This window comes from Pseudomonas sp. PA1(2017) (assembly GCF_001945375.1).
In the GTDB taxonomy this organism is placed as follows: Bacteria; Pseudomonadota; Gammaproteobacteria; order Pseudomonadales; family Pseudomonadaceae; genus Aquipseudomonas.
The window spans coordinates 209,434-222,511 of the sequence record NZ_MSXU01000010.1 but is presented as its reverse complement, the minus strand read 5'-3'; the positions used below and the strand labels follow the sequence as shown (position 1 = coordinate 222,511).

Below are 13,078 nucleotides of genomic sequence, written 5' to 3'. Positions count from 1 at the left end.
TTCCGATGTCCCTGCCGTTTCACCAGATCGACGCCTTCAGCGACAAGCCCTTTGCAGGCAACCCGGCGGTGGTCTATCGCCTTGACCGTTGGCTAGACGCTGCGTTGATGCAGCAGATCGCCGCCGAGCACAACCTGGCAGAAACCGCCTTCGTGGTCAAAGAGGGCGCGGCCTGGCGTATCCGCTGGTTTACGCCGACCACCGAAGTCCCACTGTGCGGGCACGCCACCTTGGCCAGCGCCCATGCCCTTTTCGAGTGCCATGGCGAGCCGGGTGAGCGCATCAATTTCAACTACGTGAATGGCAGCCTGTCGGTGCGCCGCGAGGGCGGTCGTCTGGTGCTGGATTTCCCGTGCAATGCGCCGACGCCAATCGCCGAGCCCGACGGCCTGGCGCAAATCCTCGGGCAGACGCCCGCTGCCGTGCTCGACGCCCCACAACTGCTGGTGGTGCTCGAGTCCGAAGCGGCCGTGCGCGCCTGCAACCCCGACTTACGGGCGTTGGCGCAGCTGCCCTGGCCGGCGGTGATCGTGACCGCGAGAGGCGAGGCGGTGGATTTCGTGTCACGCAACTTCGCGCCGGCGGTGGGCATCGACGAGGATCCGGTCACCGGCTCGGCGCACTGTATCCTCACGCCGTACTGGACGCAGCAACTGGGCAAGCCGGAACTGAGCGCCTACCAGGGCGGCGTCCGGGGTGGTTTCCTGTGGTGCCGCCTGAAGGGTGAGCGGGTAGAGATCGCTGGGCAGGCCCGGGTGGTGAGCAGCGGCCAGCTATATCTCTAATCCGCCCGTTCCAGCGTCGAGGGCGCCGCCACGCTGCCTGGCGCGGCGAAGGCCACCAGGTGGTCGGCGGCGATGCGGATGCCTACCTGCTCACCGGTCTGATGATCGGCATGGCTGGGGAACAGGGCTTCGAGCTGGCTGCCGGTGGGCAATTGCAGGCGATACAGGGTGGCGGCGCCGAGAAAGCTCTTGCCGACGATCTTGGCCTTCTGCGCGCTCTCGGGGTCGTGGACGATATCGTCCGGGCGCAGCAGCACATCCACCGCACTGCCGACTGGCCATGAATAGGCACGGTTGCCACGAATCAGGCCCAGCTCGGTTTGCACCTCATCGGGCGCAAGCAACTGGCCGCGAATGAAGTAGCCCTGGCCGACGAAGCTGGCGACGAAGGGCGTCTGCGGCTCGTTGTAGAGGTTGAACGGTGTGTCCCATTGCTCCAGGTGCCCGGCCTTGAACACGCCCACCTGGTCGCTGACGGCGAAGGCTTCTTCCTGATCGTGGGTGACCAGAATCGCGCTGGTGCCACGGGCCTTGAGAATATCGCGCACCTCATGGCTCAGGCGCCGGCGCAGCTCGCCGTCGAGGTTGGAAAACGGCTCGTCGAGTAGCAGCAACTGCGGGTTGGTGGCCAGCGCGCGGGCCAGGGCGACGCGCTGCTGTTGCCCGCCAGACAACTCGTTCGGGTGGCGCTTGCTCAGGTGGTCGAGCTTGACCAGCTCCAGCAATTCGCGGGTCACCTGCTCGCAGTCGGGCTGCTTGCGAATGCCGAAGGACACGTTCTGCGCCACGCTCAGGTGCGGGAACAGGGCGTAATCCTGAAACACCATGCCGATGCGGCGCTTCTCGGGCGCCAGGGTGAAGCCTGGGCGGGAGATGACCTCGCCGGCCAGGGCGATTTCGCCTTCGAGCACTGGCTCGAAGCCAGCGATGGCGCGCAGCGTGGTGGTCTTGCCGCAGCCGGATGGGCCGAGCAGGCAACCGATTTCCCCTGCGTTGAGGTGCAGGTTCAACTGCTGCACGATGCGCTGGTCACCGTAGCCGCAACCCAGATTGCGCAGGCTCAACAGCATCGGCTGGCTCATGCGTGGTGATACGCCGGTTCGACCAGGAATTCGAGCAGCGCTTTCTGCGCATGCAGGCGGTTCTCCGCTTGATCCCAGGCGGCCGAGCGTGGATCGTCGAGCAGGTCGACGCTGATTTCCTCGCCACGGTGCGCCGGCAGGCAATGCAGGAACAGTACGTTCTCATCGGCCGCGTCGAGCAGCGCGCGGTTCACCTGATAGGGCGCGAACAGCTTGTGGCGCTCGGCGATTTCCTCTTCCTGGCCCATGGAGGCCCACACATCGGTAGTTACCAGGTGCGCACCGGCTACGGCCTCGCGTGGGTCGCGGAAAATCTTCACGCGCTCACCGGCCTCGGCCAGCAGGGCGGCGCTCGGCTCGTAGCCTTCCGGGCAGGCGACATGCAGAGTGAAGTCGAACTGCATGGCCGCTTCTATATAGGAGTTGCACATGTTGTTGCCGTCGCCGATCCAGGCTGCGGTCTTGCCGACGATACTGCCGCGGTGCTCGTGGAAGGTCTGCATGTCGGCCAGCAGCTGGCAGGGATGCAGATCGTCCGACAAACCGTTGATCACCGGCACGCGGGAGTTGGCGGCGAACTCGGTCAGGGTGCTATGGGCGAAGGTGCGGATCATGATCGCATCGAGCATGCGCGACATGACGATGGCCGAATCGGCGACCGGCTCGCCACGGCCTAGCTGGGTGTCGCGCGGCGACAGAAAGATGGCCTGGCCGCCGAGCTGGATCATGCCGGCTTCGAACGATACGCGGGTACGGGTCGAGGCTTTCTCGAAGATCATGCCCAGCACGCGATTGCGCAGGGGTTCGAAGAGCACGCCGCTGTTGCGCAAGCCTTTCAGCTCCATGCCGCGTCGGATCAGGCCCACCAGTTCATCCGGTGTGCAGTCCTTCAGCGAGAGAAAGTGTCTTGCGCTCATCGTTAACTACCTTTTGACATACAGGGCGCAGGTTGTTTTTTCGAGGAAAAACGGGAGAACCTGCGGCTGGGGGCCGCACAGTGCGACGAAACGGGAAGCCGCCGATCTTATAAGTAAATGACGCCTAGGCGCAAATTTGCCCGGATTGCCAGATGTGACGCGCCTTTCCGGCCTTTACGCCGGCCTGATGCATGGCCCTGATGGCCCGCGATTCACGGCATCGAAGCTGCTGGCAGGAGGCCGCGCCGGCGCCCATGATGGGCTCTCAAGAATAAAGTGAGGCTGGCCATGACCACGACCCTCCATCACCGTGCGTGCCACCTGTGCGAAGCCATTTGTGGGCTGACGCTGGAAGTCGAGCAGGTTGCCGATGGGCCGCCCCAGGTGCGCTCGATCAAGGGCGACCGCGACGATCCGTTCAGCCGCGGCCATATCTGCCCGAAGGCCGTGGCCCTGCAGGATATCCAGAATGACCCGGACCGCCTGCGCCAGCCCATGCGCCGTAGCGGCGATCGCTGGGAAGCCATCACTTGGCAGGAGGCCTTCGAGTTCGCGGCCAGCCGCCTGGCTGCCGTGCAGGCAGCCCATGGGCAGAACGCCGTGGCGGTCTACCAGGGCAACCCTAGCGTGCACAACTACGGACTGATGACCCATAGCAACTACTTCCTGGGCCTGCTGAAAACGCGCAATCGCTACTCGGCCACGTCGGTCGATCAGTTGCCCCATCACCTGACCTGCCACCTGATGTACGGCCACGGTTTTCTGATCCCCATCCCCGACATCGACCATACCGATTTCATGCTGATCCTGGGGGGCAACCCGTTGGCATCCAACGGCAGCCTGATGACCGTGCCGGATGTGGAGAAGCGCCTCAAGGCCATCCAGGCTCGTGGCGGCAAGCTGGTCGTGGTCGATCCGCGGCATACCGAAACCGCAGCCATCGCCGACCAGCATCTGTTCATTCGCCCTGGGCAGGATGCCGCCTTGTTGCTGGGCATGCTCAATACGCTGTTCGAGGAAAACCTCGGGCGTGTCAGTCATTTGCCAATCGCCGGGCTGGATGAGGTGCGCGGCGCGGTTGCCCCGCTCGGCGCTGACCGCATGGCCGCGCGCTGCGGTGTGCCGGCAGGAACGATCCGGCAACTGGCCCGTGACTTTGCCGCGGCCGAGCGCGCCGTTTGTTACGGGCGCATGGGGGTTTCGACCCAGGTATTCGGCACCCTGTGCCAGTGGCTGGTGCAGGTGATCAATCTGGTGACCGGCAACCTGGACCACGAGGGTGGGGCACTGTGCACCGAACCGGCGGTGGATCTGGTGGGGGCGACGTCCGGCGGGCACTTCAACCGCTGGCAGAGCCGCGTATCCGGCCTGCCGGAATATGGCGGCGAGCTGCCGGTCAGCGCCCTGGCCGAGGAAATGCTCACCGACGGTGAGGGGCAGGTGCGGGCGCTGATCACCGTGGCGGGCAACCCGGTGCTCTCCACGCCCAACGGCCGCCAGCTGGAGCGCGGGCTCGAGGGTCTGGCGTTCATGCTCAGCGTGGACCTGTACATCAACGAAACCACTCGCTACGCCGACCTGATCCTGCCATCCACCGCGCCGCTGGAGCACGATCACTACGACACCACCTTCAACCTGTTCGCGGTGCGCAATGTCACCCGCTTCAACTCGGCCGTGCTGCCCAAGCCCGCTGGCGCACTGGATGACTGGGAGATCTTCGTCGGCCTGGCGCAGGCCTTTGCCGCACAGACCGGCGCGACCCTCAAACCGACGCAGCCGCCAGCGCAGATGATCGACTTCGGCCTGCGGATGGGGCCGTACGGCGAGCGCTCGCCGCTCAACCTGTCGCTGCAGTCGCTGTTGGATCATCCCCATGGCCTGGATATCGGCCCGCTCAAGCCCAACTTGGCGGCGCGTCTGAAAACCCCTGACGGCCAGGTGCAGATCGCGCCGGCGTTGTTGCTGGAAGACTTGCAGCGTTTCGCGGCGCAGCCGGCATTGGTCGAGGGCCAACTGTTGCTGATCGGCCGCCGTCATGTACGCAGCAACAATTCCTGGATGCACAACTATCACCGGCTGGTGAAAGGCAAGCCGCGCCATCAGTTGCTGATGAACCCCCAGGATTTGGCGCAACGCGGGCTCCGCGATGGCCAGCGGGTCAGCGTGCGTTCGCGGGTCGGTATGCTGGAGGTCGAAGTACTTGGCAGCGCCGAGATGATGCCGGGGGTGGTCAGCCTGCCCCACGGCTGGGGCCATGGCCGCCCGGGCGTGCAGATGAGCATCGCCCAGGCGACCCCGGGGGCGAGCGCCAACGACCTGACCGATGAGCGTCTGCTCGATGCGCTGTCCGGCAATGCCGCGCTCAATGGCGTTCCCGTGGAGGTGGTGGCGGCCTGATCGCAGGGCGACGATGCGCGTGCAGCATGGCTGAGCATTGCGCTCGGCTTTTGGTTACAATGCGCGCACCGTATCGACTCACGAGTCGGATAGTCCAGTTCTGAGGTGCCTAATGGATATCATCGAAACCATCAAAGAGCAGATCGCCAACAACACCGTTCTGCTGTACATGAAAGGCTCGCCGAATGCGCCGCAGTGCGGTTTCTCCGCTCGCGCGTCCCAGGCGCTGATGGGCTGCGGCGAGAAGTTCGCCTACGTCGACATCCTGCAGAACCCGGAAATCCGCGCCAACCTGCCCAAGTACGCCAACTGGCCGACTTTCCCGCAACTGTGGGTAGCCGGTGAGCTGGTCGGCGGCAGCGACATTCTGCTGGAAATGTACGAGAAGGGTGAGTTGCAGACCCTGATCAAGGATGCCGTGCAGAAAGCCGGCGCCTGATCGACTGACGAACGAGAGTCCGCAGCCAGCGATGGCTGCGGATTTTTTTCGTCTGCTAAAAAGAAGCGCTGGCCGTTGCCGCGGTTGTCTGCAGGATTTTCCTGGGTATCGCTACGCTCAACGCCAGGCTACGGGGTAGCCCGTGGTTGAGCGAAGCGATACCCGGGGCGGTCGTGCGGATATTTCAGGTGCGAGAAGCTCGGTGAGCTACTCGGCCTGCACATCCAGCACGCGAATACAGCCCGGCTGCGGGTAATGCCAGTGCACATCCACGTCCCACAAACGTACCCCGTAGCGGCGTTCCGGCGCAGGCTGCTGATAAGCCGGGCGCGGGTCCTGGGCCAGGCACTGTTCGATCAATTCCACCAGCGGCTCGCCCAGGCGCTGGGCGTGGTGTCGGGCGCTGGCCAGGGCGTCGTCCTGCCAGTGCACGGCGATCTGCGGCGGGGCATCGGTGGCGATCTGGTTATGGGCGCCTGGCACACCGTCGGCGTAAGGCACGTAGGGTTTGATGTCGAGCACCGGGGTGCCATCGAGCAGGTCGATGCCTGACAGCCACAGACGATCCTTGTCGACCTTGTCCAGCTTCACCACCGATTGGCCGATGCCGTTGGGGCGGTGGGTCGCCCGGGTGGCGAACACGCCGATGGCGCGATTGCCGCCGAGGCGCGGCGGGCGCACTTTCAGGCGTGGCTTGTCTTCCAGCGCCTGGTGAAACAGGAACAGCAGCCACACATGGCTGACCTGCTCCAGGCCCTGAACGGCGTCGCCGCTGTCGAATGGCGGGCACAGCTCCAGCACGCCACGGGCAGCGGGCGCCAGTTGTGGCTGGCGGGGGATAGCGAACTTCTCCTTGAAACAGGAGCGCACGTAGCCGATGGGCGAAACCTGATGGTTCATGCTGCTCAGCCGCGCAGGCGCTGGGTCAGGCCCTTGAGGAAGTTGCGCAGGAACTGATCGCCGCAGGGGCGGTAGTTGCTGGTGCCGGCCTTGCGGAACAGCGCGCTCATTTCCGGCTTCGACACCACGAAATCGACGCTGCGCATGATGGCGTGGATGTCGTCTTCCTTGAGCTCGAAGGCCACGCGCAGTTTCTTCAGCACCTGATTGTTGCTCACCGGCAACTCCAGGGCGGGCGCCGGGCGGCTGTCGTCCTTGCCGCGCTTGAAGTACACCAGGCCATCGAGAGCATGGGCCAGCAGTTCATCGCTGCATGGCTGGAAGCCTGGCTCGTCGTCCTTTTTCAGCACGGCGGCGATCTGCTCCTCGCTCACCGCGTAGCCGCCGAGCTCGACGATCTCGGCCAGTTGTTCGTCGCTGATGTCGAGCATGTAGCGCAGGCTGCGCAATACATCGTTATTGATCATGGGTATTCCTGATGACGGGCGCGCCAGCCTGGCGCAACCCTGTGAAAGGGAGGGGCGTGGCTCAGAAACGTTCCTTGGCGCCCAGGTAGCGCCATTGACCCGCTGGAACCTTGCCCATGGGCACGCCGCCGATGCGGATGCGCTTGAGGCCCAGCACCTTGAGGCCGACGCTGTTGCACATGAACACCAATTGGCCGGGCAGCGGGTTCTTGAGGGCGAAGCGCAGGCGGGTTTCGTTTTGCCAGCTGACCTTGCAGGACGCCAGGGGCGTGCCGTTGAACACCAGGCCATGGTTGAGGCGCTTGAGGTCGCGTTCCGACAGCTCGCCGCTGACCTCTACCACGTACTCCTGCTCGAGCTTGGCCAGCTCCTCGCGCAGCTTGCGCTCGGTGCGCCAGTCCTGTGTAAGCACGTGCAGGCCGTCGGCGCCCGCCTGCAGGGGGATGCAGGGCGTCAGGCGGTCAAAGTGTCCTTTGAGGGTACGTTGCTCGGCGCGATCATCCGGCCAGCGGCTGTCCGGGCCGATCTCCTCGGCGGCGCGTTCGGGAAAGCGTCCGCTGGGAATGTGCAGCAGCAGGGTAACCGGCAGCAGTGGCTCGGCAACGGCATCTGGCAGCAGGGCGACGGTTTCGTCGGTGACCTTGCGCTGCGGTTCGTCAACGACCACACCGTCAACCGTGACCCAGCCGCCCTCGATATACAGTTCAGCCTCGCGGCGCGAGCAGCCGGTGAGTTCGATCAGGCGTTTGGAGAGGCGAAGGGGAGCGGTCATGGCAGAGCATCGTCAGCGAAGTGATGCCCATTGTACCGTTGCGCGCAGGCTCATGCGCGCTGCATGAAAAAAAGCCGGGCAGGGCGCCCGGCTTGCAGATGACGGTGATCAGAAGATCAGTGAGAAGATACCGATCACGACCAGCAGGCCGATCAGGAAGATGATGCCGATGGTGCTGCCCAGAAACTTCAGCATGGTGCGACTCCTGTTTAGTCCGTTCAGTATTGGGACTGGAGCGCGCCGGGCAACGTTCAGGATAAATGTCCTCTGCTCGCACAGATGTACGAAAACGTAGGCGAGGCAGTCAGCGCAATACCGATGGCGGCCCCGCGAAAGCAGGCTAAAAAGCGGAGTGTACGAGCTGTACATGAGCATTTTTAGCCTGCTTTCAACGCAGCGATGGCAACGTAGGTAGTTTTCTAGCCGCCCAGGTAGGCGTCACGCACCTTCGGATCATTGAGCAGATCGTGCCCACTGCCCTGCATGACGATCCGCCCGTTCTCCAGCACGTAGCCACGGTCGGCGAGCTTGAGCGCCTGGTTGGCGTTCTGCTCGACCAGAAACACCGTCACTCCGTCCTTGCGCAGTTGCTCGATGATGTCGAAGATCTGCTGGATGATGATCGGCGCCAGGCCCAGCGAGGGCTCGTCGAGCAGCAGCAGCTTGGGCTTGCTCATCAGCGCACGGCCGATGGCGAGCATCTGCTGCTCGCCGCCGGACATGGTGCCGGCGCGCTGCACCAGGCGTTCCTTCAGGCGCGGGAACAAGTGCAGCACCTTGTCCAGTTGCTCCTGATTGTCCGCCTTGTTGCCGAAGAAGCCGCCCATGGCGAGGTTTTCCTCGACGGTCAGGCGGGCGAACACGCGGCGGCCTTCCGGCACCACGGCGATGCTCTTGCGCATGATCTGCGGGGTTTCCATGCCGACCAGCTCTTCACCCTGGTAACGGATGCTGCCGCTGGTGGCCTGTGGCGTGCCGCACAGGGTCATCAGCAGGGTGGATTTGCCGGCGCCGTTGGCACCGATCAGGGTGACGATCTCGCCCTGGCGCACTTCCACGCTGACACCGTGCAGCGCCTGGATCTTGCCGTAGAAGGTGGAAACGTTGTCGAAATACAGCATTACGCTTCCCCCAGGTAGGCTTTGATCACGTCCGGATTGTCGCGGATCTGTTGTGGCGTGCCGTCGGCCAGAGGCGTGCCCTGGTTGATCACGAAGATGTGGTCGGAAATGCTCATGACCAGCTTCATGTCGTGCTCGATCAGCAGCACGGTCACGTCGTGCTCGTCACGCAGCACGCCGATCAGCGCTTTCAGGTCGTCGGTTTCCCGCGGGTTGAGGCCGGCGGCCGGCTCGTCGAGCATCAGAATGCTCGGCCGAGTCATCATGCACCGGGCGATTTCCAGGCGGCGCTGCTGGCCGTAGGCCAGAGTGCCGGCCGGGCGGTTGGCGAATTCGGTCAGGTTGACCTGCTCCAGCCAGTGCGCGGCGTAATCCATGGCCTCGCGTTCGCTGCGGCGAAACGCCGGGGTCTTGAACAGCCCGGAGAGGAAGTTGGTGTTGATGTGGCGGTGCTGGGCAACCAGCAGGTTTTCCACCGCAGTCATTTCCTTGAACAGGCGAACGTTCTGGAACGTGCGTACCACACCTTTGCGGGCGATCTTGTGGCCCGGCAGGCCTTCGATCTGCTCGCCACCCAGGCGGATGCTGCCCGAGGTCGGCTTATAGAAACCGGTCAGGCAGTTGAACACGGTGGTCTTGCCGGCGCCGTTCGGGCCGATCATCGACACTACCTGTTTTTCATTGACCGAGAGGCTGACCCCGTTGACGGCCAGCAGGCCGCCAAAACGCATGGACAGGCCGCTCACTTCTAGAATCGGGCGGCTCATCGTTGTTTCAACTCCAGGTGTGGGCGCTGCATGGGCATGAGGCCCTGCGGACGCCAGATCATCATCACGATCATGGTCAGACCGAATATCAGCATGCGGTACTCGTTGAAGTCGCGCATCTCCTGCAGCAGGGTCATCACGATGGCGGCGAATATGATGCCGAGCTGCGAGCCCATGCCACCGAGCACGACGATGGCGAGGATCATCGCCGACTCGATGAAGGTGAACGATTCCGGCGTCACCAGGCCCTGGCGGGCGGCGAAGAAGCTGCCGGCGAAACCGGCGAAGCTGGCACCGATGGTGAAGGCCGAGAGCTTGACCGTGGTTGGGTTCAGGCCCAGGGCGCGGCAGGCGATTTCGTCTTCACGCAGCGCTTCCCAGGCGCGGCCGATCGGCATGCGCATCAGGCGGTTGATCACGAAGATGGCGGCCAGCACCAGCAGCAGGGCGATCAGGTAGAGGAAGATCACCTTGTAGGTGGAGTTGTAGGCGATGCCGAGGAAATCGTGCAGCGTCTGGCCGCCATCCGGCGCGCGGCGATCGAGGGACAGGCCGAACAGTTCTGGCTTGGGAATCGAGCTGATGCCGTTCGGGCCGCCGGTGATGTCGGTGAGGTTGCGCAGCATGATGCGGATGATCTCGCCGAACCCCAGGGTCACGATGGCCAGGTAGTCGCCGCGTAGCCTGAGTACCGGGAAACCCAGCAGGCAACCGAAGGTGGCGGCCATCAGGCCCGCTATCGGCAATGCCGTCCAGAAGCCGAACCCGGCGTACTCGGCGAGCAACGCGTAGGTATAGGCGCCCACGGCGTAGAAGCCGACGTAACCCAGGTCGAGCAGGCCGGCGAGGCCGACCACGATGTTCAGGCCGATGCCCAGCATCACGTAGATGAGGATCAGCGTGGCGATGTCCACCGCGGCGCGGGAGCCGAAGAACGGCCAGGCCAGGGCCACCACGAACAGCGCGAGCATGATCCAGCGCTGCACGCTGGGCAGGGTCAGGGTGTCCTTGAGGTTCGACGGAATGCTCGGCAGCGCGCCCTTGAGCTTTTCACCGCCGAGCAGGCGGTCACGCAGCACCAGGTGCCAGACGAACAGCAGTGCAGCGGCGATGCCGATGGTCCACAGGGTCTGGGCGCTGGCGCCGCTGACCTGCAGGCTGATGCCGACGACGCTGAGCTTGAGGCCGAGGATCGGGTAGGAGATCAGCAGCAGCAGAATGCTGCTGAACAGGGCGGTCTTGAGGTTCTTGCTCATACTTTTTCAACCTCCGGACGGCCAAGGATGCCGGTCGGGCGGAACAGCAGCACCAGGACCAGCAGGCTGAAGGCCACGACGTCCTTGTACTGGTCGCCGAAGATGTCGGCGCCGAAGGCTTCGGCCACGCCGAGTACCAGGCCGCCGAGCACGGCGCCCGGAATGCTGCCGATGCCGCCGAGAACCGCGGCGGTGAACGCCTTGATGCCGGCCAGGAAGCCCAGGTGCGGGTTGATCACCCCGTATTGCATGCCCAGCAGCACCGCCGCGACGGCCGCCAGGGCGGCGCCGATGACGAAGGTCAGGGCGATGATGTTGTTGGTGTTGATGCCCAGCAGGTTGGCCATCTTCAGGTCCTCGGCGCAGGCGCGGCAGGCGCGGCCCAGGCGGGAACGGGAGATGAACAGGGTCAGGCCGATCATGGTCAGGAAGGTGACCACGAAGATCAGTACCTGCATGTAGGAGATCACCACGCCGTTCATGGCGCTCTCACCGAACACGAAGTTGCCGGGCAGCGGGTTGGTGATGGCCTTGTCCTTGGAGTCCTGGGAAAGCATCACGGCGTTCTGCAGGAAGATCGACATGCCGATCGCCGAAATCAGCGGGATCAGCCGGTTGCCGCCGCGTAGCGGCCGGTAGGCGACCCGTTCGATGCTGTAACCGAAAGCACTGGTGACGATGATGCTCGCTGCGAAGGCGCAGATCATGATCAGTGGCAGGCTGTCGAGGCCCATCATCGCCAGTAGGGTGATGGCGATGAAGGCGACGTAGGATCCGATCATGTAAACCTCGCCGTGGGCGAAGTTGATCATGCCGATGATGCCGTACACCATGGTGTAGCCAATGGCGATGAGGGCATAGGTACTGCCGACGGTCAGGCCGTTGAGTAGCTGTTGCAGGTAGTGATAAAGATCAGGCATTGCCTAACTCCTGGGTTTGCGCGCACGGCAGCGCTTGTGGCGCAGCGCGAAACCGGAATTCTTTCTAATAAACAAAGCCCACTGCACGAGCAGTGGGCTTTAGGCTCAGGCGGGGGAGTTACTTGGCTTCGGACTTGGTGCCGTCCTGGTGCCATTCGTAAACCACGAAGTTGAAGTTCTTCAGGTCGCCTTTCTCATCGAAACCGAGGGTGCCGGTCGGGGTTTCGAAGGTGTTGGCGCGCAGGGCTGCGGCTACTTCGGCGGTGTCGGTGCTACCGGCTTTCTCGATGCCGCCGGCGATGACCTGAACGGCAGCGTAGGCCGGGAACACGAACGGACCGCTCGGGTCTTCGTTCTTGGCCTTGAAGGCCTCGACCAGCGCCTTGTTCTTCGGATCCTGGTCGAAGGATTGCGGCAGGGTGACCAGCAGGCCTTCGGAAGCCGGGCCGGCGATGGCCGAGATTTCCTTGTTGCCTACGCCTTCGGGGCCCATGAAGCGAACGTCGAGGCCTTTTTCCTTGGACTGGCGCAGCAGCAGACCCAGTTCCGGGTGGTAGCCACCATAGTAGACGAAGTCGATGCCCTGCTGCTTGAGCTTGGCGATCAGCGAGGAGAAGTCCTTGTCGCCGGCGTTGATGCCTTCGAACACGCCAACTTTGACGCCTTTGGATTCCAGGGTCTGCTTGACGGCGCTGGCGATGCCTTCACCGTACTGCTGCTTGTCGTGGATGACGGCGACGTTCTTCGGCTTGATGTGGTCAGCGATGAAGTTACCCGCGGTCGGGCCCTGCAGGCTGTCCAGACCGATGGTGCGGAAGATCAGCTCGTAGCCACGGGCGGTGATTTCCGGGCTGGTGGCAGCCGGGGTGATCATCAGGATGCCTTCGTCTTCGTAGATGTCCGAAGCCGGCTGAGTGGAGCTGGAGCACAGGTGACCAACGACGAACTTGGCGCCATCGTTGACGATCTTGTTGGCTACGGCCACGGCTTGCTTGGGATCGCATGCGTCGTCATAGACCACGCCTTCGAGCTGAGCACCGTTCACGCCACCGGCCTTGTTGATCTGCTCGATGGCCATCTTGGCACCGACGAACTGCATTTCACCGTACTGAGCGACGGCACCGGTCACCGGGCCAGCCATGGCGATCTTGATGGTGTCGGCGGCGACCGAGTAGCTGGCGCAGCCAGCCAGGGCCATAGCGGCGAACAGCTTGGAAATCTGCTTAGTAGCGTTGTTCATAGTGCTCCACTCGTT

General features: G+C 63.7%; 14 protein-coding genes. 3 read left to right on the top strand and 11 right to left on the bottom strand.

Going from position 1 to position 13,078, the window contains the following annotated elements; translation table 11 throughout:
* The first annotated feature begins 5 nt into the window (after positions 1 to 5).
* Positions 6 to 785 (top strand): PhzF family phenazine biosynthesis protein, encoded by a 780-nt coding sequence (locus tag BVH01_RS15445; protein WP_075931197.1) that lies wholly within the window; start codon positions 6 to 8, stop codon positions 783 to 785.
* Here BVH01_RS15445 and BVH01_RS15440 read toward each other — a convergent pair.
* Both BVH01_RS15440 and argF read right to left on the bottom strand, forming a co-directional pair.
* A complete protein-coding gene (locus BVH01_RS15440; protein ID WP_075931196.1) occupies positions 782 to 1,867 on the bottom strand; it encodes an ABC transporter ATP-binding protein in 1,086 nt (361 codons plus the stop codon). The two genes, BVH01_RS15445 and BVH01_RS15440, sit on opposite strands and share 4 nt — an antisense overlap.
* Positions 1,864 to 2,784, bottom strand: a complete 921-nt coding sequence (gene argF / locus BVH01_RS15435) for an ornithine carbamoyltransferase (RefSeq protein WP_075931195.1) — start codon at positions 2,782 to 2,784, stop codon at positions 1,864 to 1,866. The genes BVH01_RS15440 and argF overlap by 4 nt, the downstream gene beginning before the upstream one ends.
* A gap of 288 nt (positions 2,785 to 3,072) precedes the next feature.
* On the opposite strand from argF, the gene BVH01_RS15430 reads away from it, so the two are divergent.
* A complete protein-coding gene (locus tag BVH01_RS15430; RefSeq protein WP_075931194.1) occupies positions 3,073 to 5,181 on the top strand; it encodes a molybdopterin oxidoreductase family protein in 2,109 nt (702 codons plus the stop codon).
* 112 nt (positions 5,182 to 5,293) lie between these two features.
* Positions 5,294 to 5,620 carry a Grx4 family monothiol glutaredoxin gene (gene grxD, locus BVH01_RS15425; RefSeq protein WP_070886621.1) on the top strand — a complete coding sequence of 109 codons (327 nt, stop codon included), beginning with the start codon at positions 5,294 to 5,296 and terminating at the stop codon, positions 5,618 to 5,620.
* Positions 5,621 to 5,827: 207 nt separating this feature from the next.
* On the opposite strand, the gene tsaA is transcribed toward grxD, so the two are convergent.
* The 9 genes from tsaA to BVH01_RS15385 form a co-directional block, all read right to left on the bottom strand.
* Complete coding sequence (tsaA, locus tag BVH01_RS15420) at positions 5,828 to 6,520, bottom strand: tRNA (N6-threonylcarbamoyladenosine(37)-N6)-methyltransferase TrmO (RefSeq protein ID WP_075931193.1); 693 nt, start codon at positions 6,518 to 6,520, stop codon at positions 5,828 to 5,830.
* A gap of 5 nt (positions 6,521 to 6,525) precedes the next feature.
* A complete protein-coding gene (locus tag BVH01_RS15415; RefSeq protein ID WP_075931192.1) occupies positions 6,526 to 6,987 on the bottom strand; it encodes a DUF1456 family protein in 462 nt (153 codons plus the stop codon).
* 61 nt (positions 6,988 to 7,048) lie between these two features.
* Positions 7,049 to 7,759, bottom strand: a complete 711-nt coding sequence (locus BVH01_RS15410; RefSeq protein WP_075931191.1) for an rRNA pseudouridine synthase — start codon at positions 7,757 to 7,759, stop codon at positions 7,049 to 7,051.
* 108 nt (positions 7,760 to 7,867) lie between these two features.
* Entirely contained in the window at positions 7,868 to 8,134 is a 267-nt protein-coding gene (locus tag BVH01_RS24670) for a hypothetical protein (RefSeq protein WP_168172904.1), read from the bottom strand.
* Between the two features lie 44 nt (positions 8,135 to 8,178).
* The gene (locus BVH01_RS15405; protein ID WP_075931190.1) at positions 8,179 to 8,880 is read right to left on the bottom strand and encodes an ABC transporter ATP-binding protein; all 702 of its coding nucleotides are present in this window, start codon (positions 8,878 to 8,880) and stop codon (positions 8,179 to 8,181) included.
* Positions 8,880 to 9,647 carry a high-affinity branched-chain amino acid ABC transporter ATP-binding protein LivG gene (livG, locus tag BVH01_RS15400; protein WP_075931189.1) on the bottom strand — a complete coding sequence of 256 codons (768 nt, stop codon included), beginning with the start codon at positions 9,645 to 9,647 and terminating at the stop codon, positions 8,880 to 8,882. The genes BVH01_RS15405 and livG overlap by 1 nt, the downstream gene beginning before the upstream one ends.
* The gene (locus BVH01_RS15395; protein ID WP_075931188.1) at positions 9,644 to 10,903 is read right to left on the bottom strand and encodes a high-affinity branched-chain amino acid ABC transporter permease LivM; all 1,260 of its coding nucleotides are present in this window, start codon (positions 10,901 to 10,903) and stop codon (positions 9,644 to 9,646) included. The genes livG and BVH01_RS15395 overlap by 4 nt, the downstream gene beginning before the upstream one ends.
* Positions 10,900 to 11,823: a high-affinity branched-chain amino acid ABC transporter permease LivH gene (livH, locus tag BVH01_RS15390; protein WP_070883222.1), complete on the bottom strand. Its 924-nt coding sequence runs from the start codon at positions 11,821 to 11,823 to the stop codon at positions 10,900 to 10,902. Before livH ends, BVH01_RS15395 begins: the two co-directional genes overlap by 4 nt.
* A 118-nt stretch (positions 11,824 to 11,941) precedes the next feature.
* A complete protein-coding gene (locus BVH01_RS15385) occupies positions 11,942 to 13,063 on the bottom strand; it encodes a branched-chain amino acid ABC transporter substrate-binding protein (protein WP_013792295.1) in 1,122 nt (373 codons plus the stop codon).
* Positions 13,064 to 13,078: the final 15 nt, after the last annotated feature.

Bases quoted from the DNA above. Each gene is read 5' to 3' on its own strand.
- BVH01_RS15430 (WP_075931194.1), top strand. From the start codon at position 3,073: ATGACCACGACCCTCCATCACCGTGCGTGCCACCTGTGCGAAGCCATT.
- livH (WP_070883222.1), bottom strand. From the start codon at position 11,823: ATGCCTGATCTTTATCACTACCTGCAACAGCTACTCAACGGCCTGACC.
- BVH01_RS15405 (WP_075931190.1), bottom strand. From the start codon at position 8,880: ATGCTGTATTTCGACAACGTTTCCACCTTCTACGGCAAGATCCAGGCG.
- BVH01_RS24670 (WP_168172904.1), bottom strand. From the start codon at position 8,134: ATGCTCATGTACAGCTCGTACACTCCGCTTTTTAGCCTGCTTTCGCGG.
- livG (WP_075931189.1), bottom strand. From the start codon at position 9,647: ATGAGCCGCCCGATTCTAGAAGTGAGCGGCCTGTCCATGCGTTTTGGC.
- grxD (WP_070886621.1), top strand. From the start codon at position 5,294: ATGGATATCATCGAAACCATCAAAGAGCAGATCGCCAACAACACCGTT.
- BVH01_RS15395 (WP_075931188.1), bottom strand. From the start codon at position 10,903: ATGAGCAAGAACCTCAAGACCGCCCTGTTCAGCAGCATTCTGCTGCTG.
- tsaA (WP_075931193.1), bottom strand. From the start codon at position 6,520: ATGAACCATCAGGTTTCGCCCATCGGCTACGTGCGCTCCTGTTTCAAG.
- argF (WP_075931195.1), bottom strand. From the start codon at position 2,784: ATGAGCGCAAGACACTTTCTCTCGCTGAAGGACTGCACACCGGATGAA.
- BVH01_RS15445 (WP_075931197.1), top strand. From the start codon at position 6: ATGTCCCTGCCGTTTCACCAGATCGACGCCTTCAGCGACAAGCCCTTT.
- BVH01_RS15415 (WP_075931192.1), bottom strand. From the start codon at position 6,987: ATGATCAATAACGATGTATTGCGCAGCCTGCGCTACATGCTCGACATC.
- BVH01_RS15410 (WP_075931191.1), bottom strand. From the start codon at position 7,759: ATGACCGCTCCCCTTCGCCTCTCCAAACGCCTGATCGAACTCACCGGC.
- BVH01_RS15440 (WP_075931196.1), bottom strand. From the start codon at position 1,867: ATGAGCCAGCCGATGCTGTTGAGCCTGCGCAATCTGGGTTGCGGCTAC.
- BVH01_RS15385 (WP_013792295.1), bottom strand. From the start codon at position 13,063: ATGAACAACGCTACTAAGCAGATTTCCAAGCTGTTCGCCGCTATGGCC.